11 protein-coding genes and 1 pseudogene are annotated in these 21,381 nt (G+C 37.5%); 8 read left to right on the top strand and 4 right to left on the bottom strand.

Features of this window, described 5'->3' with window-relative positions:
- Positions 1 to 120 precede the first annotated feature (120 nt).
- Positions 121 to 525, top strand: a pseudogene (locus HC725_RS15745) (porin); the annotation flags it as partial.
- Positions 526 to 663: 138 nt separating this feature from the next.
- On the opposite strand, the gene rsmF reads toward HC725_RS15745, so the two are convergent.
- The 4 genes from rsmF to HC725_RS15725 form a co-directional block, all read right to left on the bottom strand.
- Positions 664 to 2,100: a 16S rRNA (cytosine(1407)-C(5))-methyltransferase RsmF gene (gene rsmF / locus HC725_RS15740; protein WP_190332815.1), complete on the bottom strand. Its 1,437-nt coding sequence runs from the start codon at positions 2,098 to 2,100 to the stop codon at positions 664 to 666.
- A gap of 108 nt (positions 2,101 to 2,208) precedes the next feature.
- Positions 2,209 to 4,863: an MlaD family protein gene (locus HC725_RS15735; RefSeq protein WP_190332814.1), complete on the bottom strand. Its 2,655-nt coding sequence runs from the start codon at positions 4,861 to 4,863 to the stop codon at positions 2,209 to 2,211.
- Positions 4,844 to 6,073 carry a PqiA/YebS family transporter subunit gene (locus HC725_RS15730; RefSeq protein WP_446751380.1) on the bottom strand — a complete coding sequence of 410 codons (1,230 nt, stop codon included), beginning with the start codon at positions 6,071 to 6,073 and terminating at the stop codon, positions 4,844 to 4,846. The genes HC725_RS15735 and HC725_RS15730 overlap by 20 nt, the downstream gene beginning before the upstream one ends.
- Positions 6,074 to 6,145: 72 nt before the next feature.
- Entirely contained in the window at positions 6,146 to 7,984 is a 1,839-nt protein-coding gene (locus HC725_RS15725) for an ABC transporter ATP-binding protein (protein ID WP_446751379.1), read from the bottom strand.
- An 88-nt stretch (positions 7,985 to 8,072) separates the two neighbouring features.
- Here HC725_RS15725 and HC725_RS15720 point away from each other — a divergent pair, with 88 nt between their 5' ends.
- The 7 genes from HC725_RS15720 (at position 8,073) to pyrD (ending at position 21,255) form a co-directional block, all read left to right on the top strand.
- The gene (locus HC725_RS15720) at positions 8,073 to 8,546 is read left to right on the top strand and encodes a GAF domain-containing protein (RefSeq protein ID WP_190332811.1); all 474 of its coding nucleotides are present in this window, start codon (positions 8,073 to 8,075) and stop codon (positions 8,544 to 8,546) included.
- Positions 8,547 to 8,648: 102 nt separating this feature from the next.
- On the top strand, positions 8,649 to 9,290 hold the full coding sequence (gene proQ, locus HC725_RS15715; protein ID WP_190332810.1) for an RNA chaperone ProQ: 642 nt from the start codon (positions 8,649 to 8,651) through the stop codon (positions 9,288 to 9,290).
- A 17-nt stretch (positions 9,291 to 9,307) separates the two neighbouring features.
- Positions 9,308 to 11,311 carry a carboxy terminal-processing peptidase gene (gene prc, locus HC725_RS15710; RefSeq protein ID WP_190332809.1) on the top strand — a complete coding sequence of 668 codons (2,004 nt, stop codon included), beginning with the start codon at positions 9,308 to 9,310 and terminating at the stop codon, positions 11,309 to 11,311.
- A gap of 160 nt (positions 11,312 to 11,471) precedes the next feature.
- Complete coding sequence (locus HC725_RS15705) at positions 11,472 to 12,146, top strand: lipocalin family protein (protein WP_190332808.1); 675 nt, start codon at positions 11,472 to 11,474, stop codon at positions 12,144 to 12,146.
- A 168-nt stretch (positions 12,147 to 12,314) separates the two neighbouring features.
- A complete protein-coding gene (gene pepN, locus HC725_RS15700; RefSeq protein WP_190332807.1) occupies positions 12,315 to 14,921 on the top strand; it encodes an aminopeptidase N in 2,607 nt (868 codons plus the stop codon).
- Between the two features lie 313 nt (positions 14,922 to 15,234).
- Positions 15,235 to 20,082 carry an NAD-glutamate dehydrogenase gene (locus HC725_RS15695; protein WP_190332806.1) on the top strand — a complete coding sequence of 1,616 codons (4,848 nt, stop codon included), beginning with the start codon at positions 15,235 to 15,237 and terminating at the stop codon, positions 20,080 to 20,082.
- Between the two features lie 162 nt (positions 20,083 to 20,244).
- Positions 20,245 to 21,255, top strand: a complete 1,011-nt coding sequence (pyrD, locus tag HC725_RS15690; protein WP_190332805.1) for a quinone-dependent dihydroorotate dehydrogenase — start codon at positions 20,245 to 20,247, stop codon at positions 21,253 to 21,255.
- Positions 21,256 to 21,381: the final 126 nt, after the last annotated feature.

The following is a 21,381-nucleotide window of genomic DNA, read 5'->3' as shown; positions in this document are numbered from 1 at the left end:
TTGGTTAACATAATCACCATCCAGTTTTGTTAAAACTGAATGATACCAAGTGGATCAATTTTCAATTGGTGTTAGTGGATCATTTTTGCACTGGTGGTGACAGATTCAAATATTAATCCTGATTCAGAATATCAATTTTGGGGTGTAGGCACGCGTTATTACTTAAATCAATTAATGTTAGGCGCTTTGTACTCTCAAGATGAAGTCGATGGTATTTATGGTAATGCAACCAGCACTGATAAAGTAGTGGAATTCACAGCTGTATATGACTTTAATGACGATTGGGCATTTCGTGCCGGCTACCGTAATCTAAATAATGATGATGGTGATGAACTAGAGTTAAAAGACACTACATTTGAAGTGCAGTATAAACTAACGACAATGTCTTCTATTTACACTACTTACGAATTACGTAATGGTAAAAATGGCTATGCCACTGGTGAAACTGTTGGTCCTCGTACAAATGGCTTCGGTGGTGATGCTGACGAGAACTTTTACAGTGTCGGTATTCGTTTCGAAATCTAACAATTTGATCGTGTAGTCATAACATTATTGGATTGATTAAATGGCATTTAACTAAGCGTTGAATGCCATTTTTTTTCAATAAATAGCGATTAAAGAGTTAGTGCTCGTATTTTGATTTAAGCAGTATAGAAGATGTGTTTAAAATAAATTCTTATCTCGTACTAATTCTCGAGGTAAACCATTTTTAATTCTATTTCCAACCCATTTACCCAGGCCAATAATTTTATTTTCAAAGCTGACGATCACTTCTCCTGTTCCAATTTGGATAGGGCGAATATCTCGGCCCATAAACCACTCTCGAGCCTCTTCGATTGTTAGTTCAACTAGCAAATCATTATCTGGTTTGGAAAGAGCCATGACAGCCTCATGCTGCCAACGAAATAGTTGAGATGATTTCTTTGCTGCTTTTAAAATTTCAGCCAGTTTTATTCCAATCCTACTGAAGCGAAGCTCTCCAATCATGTGCGTCATAGCGCTTGGAAATAACCATACCTCTTTATCTCTGATCCATATTTCACTGCTGTCTGGAATGGATAGGGATAGCGTTTCCGCTAGTGAATTCTGAATTTGTTCTATGAGTTTCAGTGGGGCTTTTTCAAATGGAAATTTGCCTAAACGCTTATTTACTTCTAGAGGCGGAACTGAAGCTATTTTCTTTATTCTAGCGACAAAAAAACCTTCGCTGTCAAATATCTGAGGGTAGACGTGAAGAAATCCTTCAGCTGTCATTGATTTCTCTGCGTGTTCAAATAAATGTCCAAGTGGTTGAAACTCCACTGCATCACCGAAAGTATTTTTCAGATGGTGACAAACGTCTTGGTTTTCTTGCCGATTCAAAGTGCAAGTAGAGTAGACTAAAACACCATTAGGTTTTAACGCATGAAAAGCACTCTCAATGAGATCTTTTTGTGTTTGGGCTATTTCAATAATGGACGATATGCTCCAATTACTCATAGCATCGGCATCTTTACGGACTGATCCTTCACCAGAGCATGGGGCATCAAGTAAAATAGTATCAAACTGCTCTGGTAACCATGCTCCGAATACGCGTGCATCGAAGTTAGTGAGTGCCGTATTATGGATACCACAACGTTGCAGGTTAGCGCTAAGAATTTTCACTCTACTTGCTGAATATTCATTTGCAACTAGGGCTCCGTTGTTTTGCATTGCAGCGGCAATTTGAGTGGTTTTTGAACCAGGTGCAGCTGCCATGTCTAGCACAACATTAATATTGTCATTATTATCTAATAGGGCGGTAACAGGAAGCATTGAGCTGGCTTCTTGAATGTAGAACAAGCCAGATAGGTGCTCTGCGGTATTGCCTAGAGGAACGGTTTCATCTTCACGCTCGAGCCAAAATCCCAGCTCACACCAAGGTATGATCTCTAATGACCATAGCTTCTTTTTTGCCAATATTAAGAAATCGGATACTGAAATTTTGAGTGTGTTTACTCTAATACTACGACGTAAAGGTCGTTGACATGCGGAGATAAACTCATCCATGCTTAAATGAGGCGGCATAGTCGATTCGATTAAAGATAAAAATTCAGTTGGAAGTTTAACGTTAGGATGCAAAGTAGCCTCAGTATTTAGTTTAAGAAGAATGAATGTTATTTTGTATTAAAAGAAAATACAGCTCATTTAAGCTGTATTTTAAAGGTTACGCTATTAATAAATATTCCACTATGAACGTGGAATAGCTTTTTGCCAAGTTAACCATTCTGGTTGAGATTCTTTATTAAGCAAAAAAGTTGTTTTAGGATCCGCTTTAGGTTTTAAGTCTTCTCCCTCTGGGGTAGCAAAGGTAATACCTCCACGTAAGATACTATCTACAGTACCGGCTTTTACATTTGCCCCCGTTAATCCAATGCTAACATTCACACCAGATACATCCCAGAAGACGGAATTCTTACGAATTAAATAAGCGTATTTTTTATTGATCTCGATTGTTGTAATGACCCTATCAGCTAAATCACCAAGTTCTATATGAGTAACTCGGCCAACTTCAAAATCACGATACAAAATAGGGGTGCCAACCTTCAATGAACTTTTCGCTAAACTTTGTAGATAAAAAGTTGTTCCTGGTTGCATTTGTCGTTGTGGTTCTAAAATAAATTTGTAGCTTGCTGTAGTATTTGTTGATGGCATTACTTGTAAGTAAGGCGCTAACAGTGAATCCATATTTTTAGCACCATTTAGACTTATTTCAGGACTAACCACCCAAAATTGGCTGCCTTGTCTGGCAATATTTGATACATATTCTGGGAATATTCGAGCTGTAATATCCACATTATTAAGCTTGAAATCAGGGCGGACAAGAGTTATTTCGCCTACCGGAACTCCTTGGTATTTGATTGGCATCCCAGGCTTTACATTGCTATTTTCTTTCGCTATTAAGGTGATTTGACGTCCAAACTGGCGAGCAGATTTATAGTCATCGTAGAGTATCCAGTTTTTATTTAATTTGTTTTCGATTCCCTTTATTGAATCGAAAGCTATCCCGCCTTTTATTAATGACGCCAAAGGTGACGCGGTCACATTTATGCCGCTTAAGCTTGCATCCACTTTAATACCTGAATAATTCCAAAATACGGTATTTGCCGTAAGTAGATGCTGGTAGCGGTTTTCGATGCGAATAAATATTTTCACACCACCATCAACTAGCTTAAAGTTTGAGACTTTACCGACCTGAAGATTGCGGTAAAGAATAGGACTGCCTTTGGATACTGGTGGAAGTGAAGGGGCAAACAAGGTCAAGCTTGTTGAGCCGAATGTTTCATATTTTGCTAATTCGGCTAATGATTCGCTAGCATAGAGTTGATATTGACTATTGATCTTTTGATCGCCACGACTATCAAAGCTAATAGAGCCAGCTAACAGTCTCTTAACAGGAGGCATGGTGACACTAAGGCCCATTCCACTAATCTGAGCATCAACACTACCGCTTACAAAAAAACGGCTTTGAGATTTCACTAGCTGAGCATATTTAGAGCTAACTTGGGCATCAAAAACTACCTTATCGTTACGTAAAGAAATATTACTAACCGTACCTACAGGTATACCTTTATAAAGAATTTGGGTTCCAGTTTCTAATCCGTATGTGTCATCTGAGATCAATGTTATTGCTGTTGTAAGGCGCTTGGTTCGTAATAAATCATTTTTACGAATAACACTGAACTGACGTGTTTTTATACCAATACCGGGAACCAAAGTTAGAAAATTACCAGTAACTAGATTAGAGACATTTTCCATTTCAGTTAATGAGAGCTTAGCTTCTTCTAAGACAAACTGAGAACCTTGATTTAATACATCATTAAATGCAGGTTGAATTGCCGCTGAAGCGATAACTGACTTCTTATCTTCAGATAGTTTTACATCCGTAATTTGACCTATTTCGATGCCTTTATACATGATAGGGGAATTAGCAGACACTTTACTGTCATCAGGTAATACCATTGTTATACGAGTACCACGTCCTGCTGTCTTAATATTTGAATATAAATTAAAATTAGTATCAGGCTTTATTTTGTTGCCATCTTGTGGAGAGTCAACGGCAATACCGCCAGTCAATAATGCATTTAGGCTTTCTAACTGAACATCAACACCATTAAAACCTAGATTGGCACTGATACCGCTTACATTCCAAAATCGGCTGTCTGAGTTGATAATATGGGAGTATTTTTTCTGGATAGAAATTTGGATTTTGACCGAATTTGAATCTTTAGCGAGCGTGAAGTTTGTCACTTCTCCTATTGGGATCTTACGGTACATAATTTTAGAACCGACAGTGATGGAGCCTAAATCTTTTGAGGTAAGAGTGAGGTTAAATCCATTTTGGCTACGGAGATCCATCGGTTCTTCTTTAAAGGCTGTGTAATTAGTTGAAAAGTGTTTAGAAGAATCCTTTAGTTCATGGTTGTTAGGGTCAATGGCAATGTAGTTACCAGATACTAAAGCGTCAAGACCCGTTATTCCACTTAAGCTTGCCTGAGGTTTTACTAACCAAAAACGAGTATGCTTAGACAATAATTTACTTGCTTTAGGGTAAATATCAGCCGTGACATAAATATCTTTTAAATCATCGGATAGGCTGATTTTTTTGACAATTCCGACCTCTAGCCCTTGATAACGTATCGTTGTTCTCCCTTCAACTAACCCTTGTGCATCAGAGAAGTGAATCTGAATACGCTCACCCATTTTTGAATAGGTTTTATAACCTAACCAACCTGCAAGGCAGAGTGCGATCAACGGAAGAATCCATAACGGTGAAATTTTAGGTTCACTTTTTATTGTGACTTTATCTATTGGCGCTTGCTCATTATTCATCTGTAAGTTCATTCTTCTCTTTATTAGTAGGGTAGTTATCCCAGATTAATCTTGGGTCTAAACTTTCCGCTGCCAGCATGGTGAGTACAACAACACCGGCAAAGGCAATAGCTGCCGGGCCAGGTGAGAAATCAAGAATTTGATCGCGATCCACTAAAGCTATAGTGATCGCAATAACATATAAATCTAGTATGGACCATTTCCCTATCCATTTAACAAATAAGTAGATTTTCATTCTACGAGTATAGTGGGTAACTGATTTTAATTGGATACTAGTTAGTATGTAAATTAAACCCGCTATTTTAGCTATGGGAACGGCAATACTTGCGATGAAAATAATTAACCCAATTAATGGCATACCACTATCAATGAATGAAATAACACCAGAGAATATGGTGTCTTCAAAGCGTTTACCGTTACTATAAAAAATAGAAATAAGGAGCATGTTTGCAGGGAAGATTAAAATACTCGCAGTAATTAGGTAAGCCCATGTTTTCTGTATCGAATTAGGTTTTCTTTTGTGAATAGTAAAGCCACAACGTTGGCATGAATCTGCTTCTGGTTGGGATAAATGACAATGTCGGCAGTGACTATCGACTTTTTTAAATTTAAATTGGCTTGCTGGTTTCCATTTGTGCCAATAACGACGCACACTCATTCGAGATAATAAAAAAATAGTAACAATTTGAGTAAGAAAAATACAAGCTAATCCCAGTTGTGGATTGATAGTTGCGTATTCGCTTAATTTAAAGAAAGCGATAGCAATACCTAGCAGAAATACATCTAGCATCATCCAATGTTTCAGCCGTTGAAATATCAATAAAGAATACTTGAATACGGAAAAATTCTGATGCTTTAATCCCCAATGAGCGGTAATTACCGACCCGAATACGATAAGCGGCGTTAGAATACTACAGAATAAAACCACAAAACCTAAAATGATGGATGTTTCTTTCATCAATACATATGAGCCACTGAATAAATTAGCTGAAAAATTAATGTTGAAAAGACGAATTGTCACAAATGGGAAAAATAGGCATGGAATAAAAAATAATAAACCACTAATCGCGAGGAATAAATCATTCTTCAAGAGATGTTGATTGCCACGATAAAGTTGAGTATTACACCTTGGGCAGTGGGCGTTTTTTTTCTTAGGGATGCCACTAGTTGTGATTTTTATTTCACAGGTCGGGCAAATGATTTGAGCTTGATCTATTTGAATCGATCGAACTGAACTATCAGCTTTTGATGAGGGCGGCGGGTTATCAGGTTGTTCGGTATTCAAAGCTGGACCTTAACGGTAATAGCTAGACTCAGAATGTGACAATTCTTCAGTCGTTGAGTTGATTGCTTGATTACGTTCAATATTTGCTGCGCCATAGAGTGTCTGATATAGCCCTTGTTGATGTAGTAGTTCACCATGAGTACCTGCCTGTATTACTTGACCATCTTCCAATACATAAATGAGATCCGCTTGCTTAATTGCAGATAGTCGATGGGCTACAATTAGGGTAGTCCGCCCCGTTAAAAAAGTGTCCATTGCCATGTGAAGCCTAGATTCAGTGGCAGTATCTAATGCTGATGTTGCTTCGTCTAAAATGACAAATTTTGGGTTGGTTAGCAACATTCTAGCAATTGAAAGTCGTTGCCTTTGCCCGCCAGATAAACGAACCCCTTGCCGACCAATTAAAGTGTTTAAGCCATCAGATAACTGACTAATTACATCATCCAACTGCGCCATCTTGAGCGCTTGCCATAAATCATGGTCACTATATTCACTTCCAAGTGTTAGATTTTGCCTTAAAGTATCATTAAATAAAACAGGGTTTTGTAGCACTACCGCAATTTGGTCTCTGATTTCTTTAAAACCAATATCGTCACTATTTGTTTTATTGAATAAAATCATACCACTTTGAGCACGGTAAACACCAATAAGTAATTGTATAAGTGTTGATTTTCCACCGCCACTGGCGCCTACCAATGCAACTTTTTTTCCTGCGGGTATGGTTAGAGTAAGCTTATCTAATATCTTTTGATCGTGATTATAGGAGAATTCGACATCTTGGATATGAATTTCTAAGGAAGAGGATTGATTAAACGGATTGACCTTTGCGGCAGGTCGATATTCTTCTTCTAGTATAAGTAAGTCGTTAATTCGCTGAAGAGCTGCTTTGGCGCTATACCAGGAAAACTGTACTGATAATAATTCTTGTACAGGGCCTAGCATAAACCATAAATATCCAAATACAGCAAAAATTTGACCAATAGTAAGATCACTGAAGACAACCATTAACATTGCAACGGCTCTAAAGAGTTCAAAACCAAGCAAGAATAATAGAAAAGAAAGTCGGCCTGCAGCTTCTGATTGCCATGCAAATTTATCAGCATCTTCGCGGATCTGATTAGCCTGCTGTTTGAGTTCTTGTAAGTATAATGATTCTTTATTAGCGGCTCGTAATTGATAGATGCCATCTAATACTTCAATTAGTCGATTTTGAAAACGCTCAAATGATTTATTTTCTTTTTGCTTTAAATGCTTAACTTTACCGCCGAGTTTTCTAGAAAAATAAATAACTAACGGGTTGATAAATAATATAAATAAACCCAATCGCCAGTCTAGCCAGAGTAAGACGCAAGCGGTACCTAATACGGTAAGAAAACTGATAACGAATTTACTTAATGTTGTACCAATGAACTTATCTATGGTCTCTATGTCTGTAACTAAATGAGAGTTGATACTGCCACTACCACGAGTCTCGTATTGCTGGATGCTGATTAAACCAAGCTTATCGATCATTTTGCTTCTAATTTGATAAGTAACGGTTTTTGATACCAAAGTAAATTGACGGCTTTGTAAAATATTTAGTAACTGGCTAGCGGTACGCATCAAGACAATCATTAAAAAAGCCAATCCAATGTAACCTACAGGAGTGTGCAATGATTGAGGAAGGACATGGTTCATTACTTCAATACCAGTTGATGGCTTGTTGAGTAAAACCTCATCGACCATTAAAGGCATTAATAATGGAATAGGGACACTAAGCATCGTTGCGATAACGGCGATTATATTTGCAGCAATAAGTTTACGTTTATGATTTTTTACTTGAGTAATAAGCCAAGACTGGTTAATCATAGATTGATAATTATTATTCATGAGTGATAATGATTCCCATTTGCGAAGTTTGCATTGTACGTAATTAGCCAAAATATGGAAGTAGAGCATGTCGAATAAGTTGTACTCGCGTTTAACTGCACAGGTTGTCGCGTTGATTGAGTCAGAAACGGATCTTATAGCTAACTTAGCTAATATTAGTTCTATATTGAATATGGAACTGGAATCTATCAATTGGGTTGGTTTCTATTTACTAAAAGAAAATGAATTAGTTTTAGGTCCCTTCCAAGGTAACCCTGCGTGTGTTCGTATTCCTGTTGGTCGTGGCGTATGTGGTACTGCTGTGTCAGAAAATAGGGTACAAAGAGTGTCGGATGTTCATGCGTTTGCAGGGCATATCGCTTGTGATGCAAATAGTAATTCAGAAATAGTGATACCATTTTCGATTAATAATGAAATCATTGGTGTGTTGGATATTGATAGCCCAGAATTTAACCGATTTGATGAAGAGGACGAAAAAGGGCTGTTGGAATTGATGAAACAAGTAGAAATTGTCCTCCAAACACATATTTCACCACGATAATTTGCATGTGTTGGTGGTTTTTCATTTCCATCTCTCTATAATAGCTAAAATATTTTTATGAACACCCGTGCGGAAAATTTCCCGCATTAACCAGGACCCCCCATGGAAAACACTGAAAAGTTAAAAAACAGCAAAGAAGTGATTGTATATATTGCTGAACGTTTCCCACTATGCTTTACCCTTGAAGGAGAAGCTAAGCCTCTTAAAATTGGTATTTTCCAAGATCTTGCTGAACGCTTGAGTGATGATGAAAAAGTTAGCAAAACTCAATTACGTGCGGCATTACGTCAATACACATCATCTTGGCGTTATCTTCATGGTGTAAAACTAGGTGCAGAACGTGTTGACCTTGATGGTAATGCGTGTGGTGAATTAGATGCTGAACATGTTGAACATGCAAAAACAGCACTAGCAGAAAGTAAGGCTCGCGTTCAAGCTCGTCGTAAAGAGCAAGCGGATAAAAACCGTGAAGAAAGAGCAGCTAAAGTAAAACCTAAAGCGCCACGTAAACCTAAAACAGATTCAAAACCAAAAGCCGATGCCAAACCTAAAGCGGTAAAACCCGCGGTAGTTGAAACACGTGAATTGAAATCTGATGAAATTGTTCTTGGTAAAGATATTAATGTGAATATGGGTCAAGGCAATATGGCTGCAACTATTGTCGAAATTAACAAGGATGATGTACGTGTTCGCCTTGCTAACGGCTTACAAATGGTCGTGAAAGCGGAGCACTTACGCGTATAAAGGGGATAATCCTACGCATGAATTTCCGATTAAAAGTATCACTACTTGCTGTTAGCCTTGTGCTAACAGCAAACTCAACATTGGCCGCTGAAGCTAAGATTAAAGAGTCACAAATTCCGGTTCTTACTCCTGAAGCTCAGCATGCTATTGCCAGTCAACGAGTTGCTTCTCGTTTTACTCGCTCTCATTACAAACATTTCAAACTTGATGATGCTTTTTCAAAAGGCATTTTTGATCGCTACCTCGAATCTATTGATTACAGTCGCAATGTGTTTACCCAATCTGATATTGATAGTTTTAAACCATTCGAAACAGAAATTGATGATCAGTTAAAGTCTGGTGATACAACGGCTGCTTTTGATATGTTTAATTTATCAATGAAGCGTCGATACGAGCGGTTTTCTTATGCATTGACACTACTAGATCATGAGATCAAGTTTGATACCGATGAAAGAATGGAATTAGATCGCTCGAAAGCCGAATGGCCAAAGAGCGAAAAAGATGTTGATGAACTCTGGCGTCAACGTGTTAAGTACGATGCACTAAATTTGAAATTAACAGGTAAGAAATGGCCTGAAATTAAAGAATTACTCACTAAGCGCTATAATAATGCCATTAAACGCATTACTCAGGCACACAGTGAAGATGTATTCCAAATTTATATGAATGCATTTGCTCGTCAAATTGACCCTCATACTAGTTATTTATCACCACGATCTGCGGATGAATTTCAAGCTGAAATGAGCCTTTCCCTTGAAGGTATTGGCGCAGTGCTTCAGTCGGATGATGATTACACAACTATTCGTTCATTAGTAACCGGTGGGCCAGCCGCAAGTTCTAAGCAATTGGCCGAAGGTGATAAAATTATCGCTGTAGGACAAGATGGCAAAAAAATGGTTGATATTATTGGCATGCGTTTAGATGACGTTGTGCAATTAATCAAAGGGCCAAAAGGAACTAAGGTTAAATTACAAGTATTACCAGCGGGTAAGAATGCAAAAAGTCACGTTGTCACAATTGTTAGAGATAAGATTCGTTTAGAAGATCGTGCGGTAAAATCGAAAATTATCAAACAAAACGGTAAAACAATTGGTGTACTTGAGGTACCAAGCTTTTATGTTGGTTTATCGAAAGATACTGCCAAACTATTGGTCGATCTGAATAAACAAAAAGTCGATGGTATTGTTGTCGATTTACGCAACAATGGTGGCGGTGCACTGACTGAGGCTATTGATCTATCGGGCTTATTCATCACGAAAGGGCCAGTGGTTCAAGTTCGTGATAGTTATGATCGAGTGAATGTAGATAGTGATACTGATGGTATCGAAAACTACGAAGGCCCTATGACGGTATTGATAAACCGATATAGTGCATCTGCTTCTGAGATTTTTGCCGCAGCAATGCAAGATTATGATCGCGCTGTCATTGTAGGTGAAAATTCGTATGGTAAAGGAACGGTTCAACAGCATCGTTCACTAACGCACATTTATGATAACTTTGATAAGCCATTAGGTTTCGTACAATACACAATTCAAAAATTCTATCGAATTAGTGGTGGTAGTACTCAACGTAAAGGAGTAGCTCCAGATATTGCCTTTCCAGCGGCTATAGCAGCGGAAGATACTGGTGAAAGTGTTGAAGATAATGCATTACCTTGGGATCAAATCGCAAAAGCAAATTATGAACCAGTAGTTAAAGTAACAGATGAGCAAGCCTTAGTTACTAAACTTACTGAACAGCATAAAACACGCATTGCGAGTGATTTAGAATTTAAATTCATTAACGAAGATATTGCGAAGTATCAAGCTGAAAAAGATGATACAACGATTTCCCTTAATGAAAAATTCCGTGAACAAGAATCTGATAAAGAAGATCAACTGAAACTTGAACGCATAAACATGCGTCAGAAAGCTGCGGGGAAACCAGCGTTTAAAAAGTTAGATGATATTCCTAAAGATTATGAAGCACCAGATGCTTATCTTGACGAAGCTGTCTCAATTACTGCAGATATGAGTCGTTAGTTAATTCTCTGAGAAATAATAAAATCAATAAAGCCATTAGTGTACTGCTAATGGCTTTATTTTTTATTGCTAAAATTGAATTGTCCTCAAAACAGATTTGCGAGTTAAGTCACATCGCCTAAACTTTAGATATAATGATATCTACGAAGGTGCTTGGCTTATGTGGAAAAGTGCATTAATTCTTTTGTGTTCTTTGACTTTAGGTGCAACCACGGTTGAAGCCCCTAAAAAAATGGATATGTTTTTATTTGAAAATCCATTTTTAATTGGTAGTTGGTATGTGGTCAATCCATCAGCGCAAGAGTTGCCGGATGACTTTTTGTATATTCGTTTACAACTTGAATCTAATTATCGATTTACAATAGCAATTAAGCGTAAAGATTTATCAACAGACACGTGGAAAGGAGATTTCACTGCCGATGATGGTACTTTAACTTTAGGTCCAAATTCTCAAGCTCCACAAATCTATTCTTATAACGTAAATCCAAGTCAGCTCATGCTTAATGGCGTCATGTTCATAAAAACCATGCCAATGAATTTGGCTGGAGAATGGCATAGCACTCAAATTACAGGTAAAGACGTTACTTCAAGCCAACTTGTTGATATTGATTTAAATCTTGACCATAATTTTTATTTTTCCATACATTCAATCACTGATAATGGTAAAACTAAGTATCGAGAAGGTGTCTATTATATTGAAGATAATAATATTTACTTTATCTATAAAGATGGTGAACAAAGCTCCCAATTTTCGATTCAGTCCAAGCAACTCGTTTTATCAAGCACAGATGATGACATGTATATCGCTTTTCAAAAAGATAAGCCACAGCGCTAAAATCATGTTAATTAAATATTTTACGATTCTTCTCTAACTAAGCTTTTTCTCTTTGTGATATGGGCAATTTCAAACAATTATGTAAGAATGGTGGGCTAAATCTAGTCATAGTACCTACGATCTAGATTGTTATTTTAGATGAATTGATATCATTAAAAGGGAAGAATAATGAGCCAACTGCCTCAAGCAAAATATCGCAAAGATTATACATCTCCTGAATTTACTATCACCGAACTCGATCTAACCTTTGATCTCTATGATGAGAATACAACGGTTATTGCTGTATCTAAAGTGTTCAAACAGGGCCAATCAAATAGCCTGATTTTAGATGGCGAGCATATAGAACTTGTAAGTATTAAAATTGATAAAACTCACTGGACCGATTACCAGTTAAATGAAACTCAATTGATTATTAATAGCCTACCGAATGAGTTCATATTAACAATTGAAACAAAATTAAATCCATCTGCAAATACTGCTCTTGAAGGTTTATACAAATCTGGCGGAGCATTCTGTACTCAGTGTGAGGCTGAAGGTTTTAGACGTATTACTTATTTCCTAGATCGTCCAGATGTTTTAGCTAAATACACCACAACCGTGATTGCTGATAAAGTCGAGAATCCATATTTATTAAGTAATGGAAATCGTCTCGATAGTGGTGATTTAGAAAATGGTCGTCATTGGGTTAAATGGCAAGACCCTCATCCTAAGCCTTCTTATTTATTTGCATTAGTAGCGGGTGAGTTCGATGTTTTACGTGATGTATTTACCACTCAATCTGGCCGAAAAGTAGATCTTGAGATCTTTGTTGATCAAGGGAATCTAGATAGAGCACCTCATGCTATGACATCTTTAATTAATGCCATGAAGTGGGATGAAGAGCGCTTTGGTTTAGAGTATGACCTTGATATTTATATGATTGTTGCCGTTGATTTCTTCAATATGGGCGCAATGGAGAATAAGGGTTTAAACGTATTTAATTCAAAATATGTTCTCGCCAATGACCAAACAGCCACCGATACAGATTATTTAGGTATTGAAGCGGTAATCGGTCATGAATATTTTCATAACTGGACAGGGAATCGAATTACATGTCGTGACTGGTTCCAGTTAAGCTTAAAAGAAGGTTTGACCGTTTTTCGTGATCAGGAGTTTTCATCGGATTTAGGATCACGTGCAGTCAACCGAATTAATAATGTCCGCACTATTCGCGGACCACAATTTGCTGAAGACTCAAGTCCAATGTCACACCCAATTCGCCCTGATAAAGTGATAGAAATGAATAACTTCTATACTTTGACGGTGTATGAAAAGGGCAGTGAAGTGATCCGAATGATCCATACTTTACTAGGTGAAGATAATTTCCAAAAAGGCATAAAACTGTACATTAAACGTCATGATGGTACAGCTGCGACATGCGATGATTTTGTGGCTTCAATGGAAGATGCTTCAGGTGTGGATCTGACACAATTTCGATTATGGTATAGTCAGTCAGGTACACCAACAGTAAAAGCATCAACTGAATATAATGCCGATACTAAAGTATTTACATTACAGCTTGAGCAGAAAACGCCTCCGACACAAGATCAACCTGAAAAACAAGCACTCCATATTCCAATGAATATCGAACTATATCAGCCTAATGGCCAAGTGTTCTCACTTCAAACTGACGGTCAAGCTTGTGATAACGTATTGGATTTTAAGCAAGAAAAACAAATCTTCAAATTTGAAAACGTGTCAGATCAACCAATTATTTCGTTACTGCGAGAGTTTTCTGCACCGGTGAAGCTGGAATACGATTATTCAGATCAAGATTTAATGTTCTTAATGGTGAATGCACGAAATGAATTTTCTCGTTGGGATGCAGGACAAAATCTAATTGCTAAATATTTACGTAATAATATTTCCGCTTACCAGACGAATCAGGCATTTGAACTTAATAGTAATGTGATTGATGCATTTAGAGGTGTGATTTTAAGTGAAGAACTAGATCCTGCCTTTATTGCTGAAATGCTTACATTACCAAGTCAAAACGAAGTGGCAGGTTGGTTCAAGCCAATTGATGTGGATGCAATTAATGCTGCTCTTGGGTTTATGAAGAAGACCTTAGCTGCTGAGTTAATTGATGAATTAACCGCAACGTACCATAGTTTAAAGCAAGATAGCTATACCATTGAACATTCTGCAATTGGCCAACGTTCACTTCGTAATATTTGTTTGTCTTATCTTGCGACAACAGAGTTAGGTGAAAAATTGGTTAGTCAGCAATTTGAATTAGCAAACAATATGACTGATACAATGGCGGCAATGGGAGCTGCAAACCAAGCTCAATTAGAATGTCGTGAAAAGTTAATGGCAACGTTTAGTGGTAGATGGAGCCATGATGGGTTAGTGATGGATAAATGGTTTATGTTACAAGGAACCAATCCAGCAAAAGATGCCTTAGATGTTATTAAAGCAACGATGGAGCATTCCGCATTTAGCTTGAAAAACCCAAACCGCACTCGCAGCTTAGTCGGTGCTTTCTTTAATAATAACCCTGTAAATTTTCACGCTATTGATGGTTCTGGTTATCGCTTTGCCAGTGAAATTTTGGAATTTTTAAACAAGAGTAATCCTCAAGTGGCATCACGTATGATTGATCCTTTATTGAAATACCGTCAGTACGATGGCGTTCGTCAGCAGTTGATTCGCTCAGAACTTGAAAAATTATCTAAATTGGATAACTTAGCGAAAGACTTGTTTGAAAAAATCAATAAAGCACTTGATGCATAATATTACTATTGTTGTTTATAAGTTAAAAAATGGTGACCAATAGGTCGCCATTTTTTTATCTTCCTTTTTGGTTTAAGTATAAAAATTGGATTAAGTTTTATTTTTTAGCGGTTAATAATGAAATATTCTAATTACTTAGAGGTATGAAGGTGAATCAATCTCACAAAACCAATTTTTATTCCATTGAGTAGGCATTAAAACAATTAACTTTATAGCAATAAACCTCTTACAATAAGAGTGTGGATTCCAAAATATCGTTATTGAGTTTTGCCTATCCCAAGTTAATTGTCTATCCAATGATTGGAGTTAAAAAATGACATCTAGTGAAAAAATTGTTCCAGTTTTACTCGAAAAAGTATATCAGCTAATTAAGGATAAATTAGAGTCGCCTTCTCAAGAGTTAGTGACTCATTTAGCTGAACATATTTATAGTAATATTTCACAAGATGATCTTTTTCAAAGGAATGAATCAGATCTATATGGCGCAGTTATGAGCCTTTGGCAGCATGTGTCTGGTAAAAAAGAAGATCAAGTTTCTGTCCACGTATTTAATCCAACAGTGAGTAGACAAGGCTGGCAGTCAACACATACGATTATTGAAATTGTAGTACCAGACACTGCTTTCTTAGTTGATTCCATCAAAATGGTATTGTCACGATTTGATCTTACTAGCCACCTTATGGCAAATGGCCCAACTCAAATTGAATATAATAAAGGGCAGGTCTGCGGTATCAATAATGGCAAAGGTGGGATGCAGTCATTATTCCATATAGAAATAGATCGTCTCACCGACAAGCAATGTATGACCGATTTGAAAACCGAATTATTATCAGTAATTCAAGATGTTAAACTTGTTGTTTCTGATTGGCTCCCAATGGGCGAGAAGTTGAATTCGGTGATTGAGCTGACGGAAAAACAAAGAAAAAATATCCCAGAAGAACCTGAACGTTTAGATGCTGGTTTTGCTTTCTTACGTTGGCTTGGAGAGCATAATTTTACTTTTATGGGATATAAAGAATATGACTTATTACCAATAGATGGCGATTATGAACTTGTCCCATCTAACGGTGAGGCGTTAGGTTTATTAAAGCAAGAGCAGCGGATACAAAGCAGCGTTCGTCTTTCTACATTATCTGATTTAGCTAAATTAGAAGCGAAAAAACCAGATCTCTTAATGTTAACTAAAGGCAGCCATGCCTCGACTATTCATCGGCCAGCTTACACCGATTATGTCGGTATTAAGAAGTTTGATGAAAATGGAAAGGTAGTCGGTGAGCATCGGTTTATTGGCCTTTATACTTCAGCTGTGTATAACCAAAGCGTTGAAAATATTCCTCTTATTCGTGACAAAGTTTCACGTATCCTCCATTCCAGTGGTTATCTTAAAGGATCGTATTCCTGGAAAGCTTTACATAATATTTTAGAAAACTATCCAAGAGATGAGTTGCTCCAGGCAAAAGAAGACGAATTGTTAGAAGTTGGAATGGGGGTTGTTCAAATGCAAGATAGAGATCTCTTGCGCTTATTTGTTCGTAAAGACCCATTTGGACGTTTTTATAGCTGTATGGTTTATGTAACTAAAGAGCGATACAACACGGAATTACGAACTAAAACTCAGAGTATTTTCCAAGAGTATTTTGGTAGTGAGCAAGATGTTGAATTTACAACATACTTTTCTGAAAGCCCACTAGCTAGAACACAATACATCGTAAGAGTAGATAATAATAATCAAGATATAGATGTAAAATTGATAGAGAGAAATTTAATGGAAGCTTCTTCATCTTGGGATGATCGATTGACACAAGCGGTGATTGCTAATTTTGGTGAGAACAAAGGAACGGCATTATCGAAAGCTTATCAAGATGCCTTCCCTCGATCTTATAAAGAAGCCACTTTAGCGGGAGGTACAGCAGTTGCCGATGTTGAACAATTAGAAGCATTAAATGAAACGAATAAACTTGGTATGCTTTTTTATCGTCCTCAAGAAGCGACTAAAGATTCAAAAGCTGTCCGTTTAAAGCTTTATCATAGAGATGAGCCGATCCACTTATCCGATGTTATGCCGATGCTAGAAAATTTAGGTTTACGAGTGATCGGAGAATCGCCTTATGAGATCGAAAAAGCAGACGGGACGGTATATTGGATCCTGGATTTTTCCATGCTGCATCAAAGTAAAGATCAAGTGGATCTCCGTGAGGCCAGAGAGAGATTCCAACAAGCCTTTGCTTCTATCTGGAATGGTAATTTAGAAAGCGATGGTTTTAACCGTCTAGTATTATCGGCTAATTTAACAGGCAGAGAAATAACCATTCTACGTAGCTATGCACGATATATGCGTCAAGTAGGCTTTCCATTTAGCCAACAATATATTGAAGATACGTTATCCAATCATCCTGAATTAGCACAAATATTGGTCGACTTATTTGAAAAACGCTTTGATCCTAAAGTGAAATCACGATCTAAAGCCGAAGACAAATTGGTCACATTAATCAAAGCTAAACTAGATAAAGTTGATAGCTTAGATGATGACCGAATTATTCGTCGTTATATGGAAATGATGCTGGCAACTATTCGTACCAATTATTATCAAGTTGATCAAAATGGTGAATCAAAACCGTGGCTGGCTTTGAAATTAACCCCTCGTAAGATCCCAGAAATTCCAGCACCGGTACCAGAGTTTGAGATATTTGTTTATGCTCCAGATGTTGAGGGTGTGCATTTACGAGCAGGAAAAGTTGCTCGTGGTGGGTTGCGTTGGTCAGACCGTCAAGAAGATTTCAGAACAGAAGTTCTTGGTTTAGTAAAAGCACAGCAAGTTAAAAATACCGTGATCGTTCCTGTTGGTGCTAAAGGGGGATTTGTATGTAAACGTCAGCAAAACTTTACAACGCGCGATGAAATTTTTGCTGAGGGACAACGTTGTTATAAACGCTTTATTCGAGCTTTACTCGATGTCTCCGACAACATCATTGAAGGAGAAGTCGTTCCTCCTGTGAATGTTGTGCGCCATGATATTGATGATCCATATTTAGTCGTCGCTGCGGATAAAGGAACGGCTACCTTTAGTGATATTGCCAACTCAGTGGCTGCTGAATATAACTTCTGGCTTGATGATGCTTTTGCTTCTGGTGGTTCAAATGGTTATGACCATAAAGCGATGGGGATCACTGCAAAAGGTGGCTGGGAGTCGGTTAAACGTCACTTCCGTGAAATGAATATCGATATACAAACAACAGATTTTACCTGTATTGGCATCGGTGATATGGCGGGAGATGTATTTGGAAACGGAATGTTGTTATCTAAGCATATCCGTCTACAAGCGGCGTTTAACCATATGCATATTTTTATAGATCCAAACCCTGATGCTGCAATAAGTTGGCCAGAGAGAGAGCGGTTATTTAATCTGCCAAGATCAAGCTGGGAAGATTATGAATCTAAGTTGATTTCTCAAGGTGGTGGCGTTTTCTCTAGAAGAGCGAAATCTATTACTTTGTCTCCTGAAATTCAAAAGATGATAGGTACGCAAAAACAGTCATTAACTCCAACAGAATTGATCAGCATGATCCTTAAAATGAAGGTTGATTTGTTGTGGAATGGCGGGATTGGAACGTATGTTAAATCATCAAAAGAAAGTCATACCGATGTTGGTGACAGAGCTAATGATTCATTACGAGTTGATGGCAAGGAGTTAAAAGCAAAAGTTATTGGTGAAGGCGGTAATTTAGGGATGACTCAATTAGGTCGTATTGAATTTGCCTTAACTGGAGGTCGTGTTAATACTGACTTTGTAGATAATGTTGGAGGGGTAGATTGCTCTGACAACGAAGTAAATATTAAGATCTTCTTAAATGGGCTTGTGGCAAATGGTGATCTCACCTTTAAACAACGAAATGTTATTTTAAATAGTATGGAAGATGAGATCAGTGAAATCGTACTTGACGATGCTTATTGTCAATCCGAATCCATCTCGGTACTAGAAAGACAAGGAACAACACAAGTTAAAGAACTTATTCGTTTTATTCATGCTTTAGAAAAAATGGGTAAACTGGACCGTAACCTTGAATACCTCCCTGATGATGAGACATTATTAGAGCGTGAAAAACATGGCAAAGGGCTGACACGGCCTGAAATTTCAGTACTTATTTCTTATTCAAAGATGGTTCTTAAAGAAAACCTTGCGTGTGATGAGATAGCGAATGAAGCGCATAATGCCCAACTGTTGATTAAGTACTTCCCTAAAGAGTTACGCCGTAACTATGAAGGGCAGATGCCAACACACCCATTGCGCAAAGAAATAATTGCAACGTCTCTTGCTAATCAAATGGTTAATGAGATGGGATGTAATTTTGTTAGTCGCCTGCAAGATGAAACCGGAGCAACGATTGTTGATATTGCTAATGCTTATGTTGCTTCACGAGTCATTTTTAATGCAGAACAAATGTTTAACGATATTCGGTCTCTGGATAATAAGACAACGACCAACATTCAATATGAACTATTAATGTTAGTCCGTCGTCATTTAAGACGTTCTTCACGTTGGCTGATTCGAAATCAAATGACGAAACTAACGGTTGGTGAGATTGTCGATAAGTATCAATCAGGTATTGATACGGTTGAACAAGGGTTAGATAAATTTTTAGTCCCTTTAGAAATTAAAGAGCATGATGAATTAGCAAAAGCATGGCTTGAAGCTGGAGTGTCTAAAGCCTTAGCCATGAACGTATCACGATTAAGTAGCCTATATTCGGCATTAGATATTATTACCGTATCTAATGAAGTGGGTGTAGATGTTGATAAAACAGCTTCCATGTATTTTGTCTTAGGTGACCGCTTGTCTTTACATTGGTTCTTAGAGCAGATCAATAATCAGCCAATTGATAACCATTGGCAGGCTTTAGCACGTGCAACTTTTAGAGAAGACCTTGATTGGCAGCAACGCCAACTAACCTTGCAAGTTTTGGTTAGATCTGGTCAAAATATACAGATAAAAGATGTCACACTGTCACTTAATTCGTGGATTGATGTTAATAAGGGCTCACTGGGAAGGTGGGAAAGTATTTTGAATGAGTTTAAAGTCGGGAATGCTCATGAGTTTGCTAAGTTCTCAGTAGCTTTAAGAGAATTGATGCTATTGAACTTAAATTGTGCAGCGAATACGTAATATTCATGCGGAATCTATTAATACCTTGATTTTAAAGATTATATAGAATGTACCAGTCATAATTGTAAATGATTACGGCTAGTATATTTTAAGTGTCAAAGGTATACTTTGCCCCTAATTTCAGGGGCATTTTCTTTTGGATCGACTTATTGGGGAGCAAACATGCTTTATCGTATTGCCAGAGCTGGTTTATTTCAATTCAGTGCTGAAACTGCACATGAATTTGCAATTAAAAATATTCGCCGCCTAAATGGCACACCGCTCGATGTGTTTTTTCGTCAAGATTTACCAATTCGTAGTGTTGATGTGATGGGATTAACATTCAAAAATCCAGTCGGGTTAGCCGCTGGTATGGATAAGAATGGTGAGGCCATTGATGGTTTTGGCGCGATGGGATTTGGATTTATTGAAGTAGGGACGGTAACACCGCGCCCTCAAGTTGGTAATGATAAACCTCGCTGCTTCCGTATTATTGAAGCTGAAGGTATTGTCAACCGTATGGGCTTTAATAATGAAGGTGTCGATAAACTAGTTGAAAATGTTAAAAAAGCACAATATGAAGGTATTATTGGTATCAATATTGGAAAAAATAAAGATACTCCAATCGAAAAAGGGACAGAAGATTATTTAATCTGCATGGAAAAAGTGTATCCGCATGCTGGTTATATTGCTGCCAATATTTCATCGCCAAATACGCCAGGATTGCGTTCTCTACAATATGGTGAAGCATTAGATGAATTACTGTCGGCACTAAAGAAAAAACAAGCTGAACTTGAAAAGCAACATGGTAAATATGTTCCAGTTGCATTGAAAATTGCACCGGATCTTAGTGACGATGAATTAATTCAAATTTGTGACTCTTTGAAAAAACATAAAATTGATGGTGTGATTGCAACCAACACTACTTTAGATCGTAGTTTAGTCGATGGCATGAAAAATGCGGATGAAACGGGTGGGTTGAGTGGTAAACCATTGCAATCTCGTAGTACCGAGGTTATTCGCCAGTTATATAAAGAATTAGGTGATGAGATCCCAATTATTGGTGTAGGTGGTATTGACTCTTATATTGCAGCAAAAGAAAAAATGCAGGCAGGAGCAAAATTAGTCCAAGTTTATTCTGGATTTATTTACCGAGGACCAGAATTAGTAAAAGAGATAGTGAAAAACATTTAACTAATACAATGTTTATATAGTTTTATGTCACCACCAGTGCAAAAATGATCCACTAACACCAATTGAAAATTGATCCACTTGGTATCATTCAGTTTTAACAAAACTGGATGGTGATTATGTTAACCA

This window comes from Vibrio sp. S17_S38, assembly GCF_014694375.1.
Taxonomy (GTDB): Bacteria; Pseudomonadota; Gammaproteobacteria; order Enterobacterales; family Vibrionaceae; genus Vibrio.
This window is presented reverse-complemented; position numbering and strand designations above follow the sequence as displayed.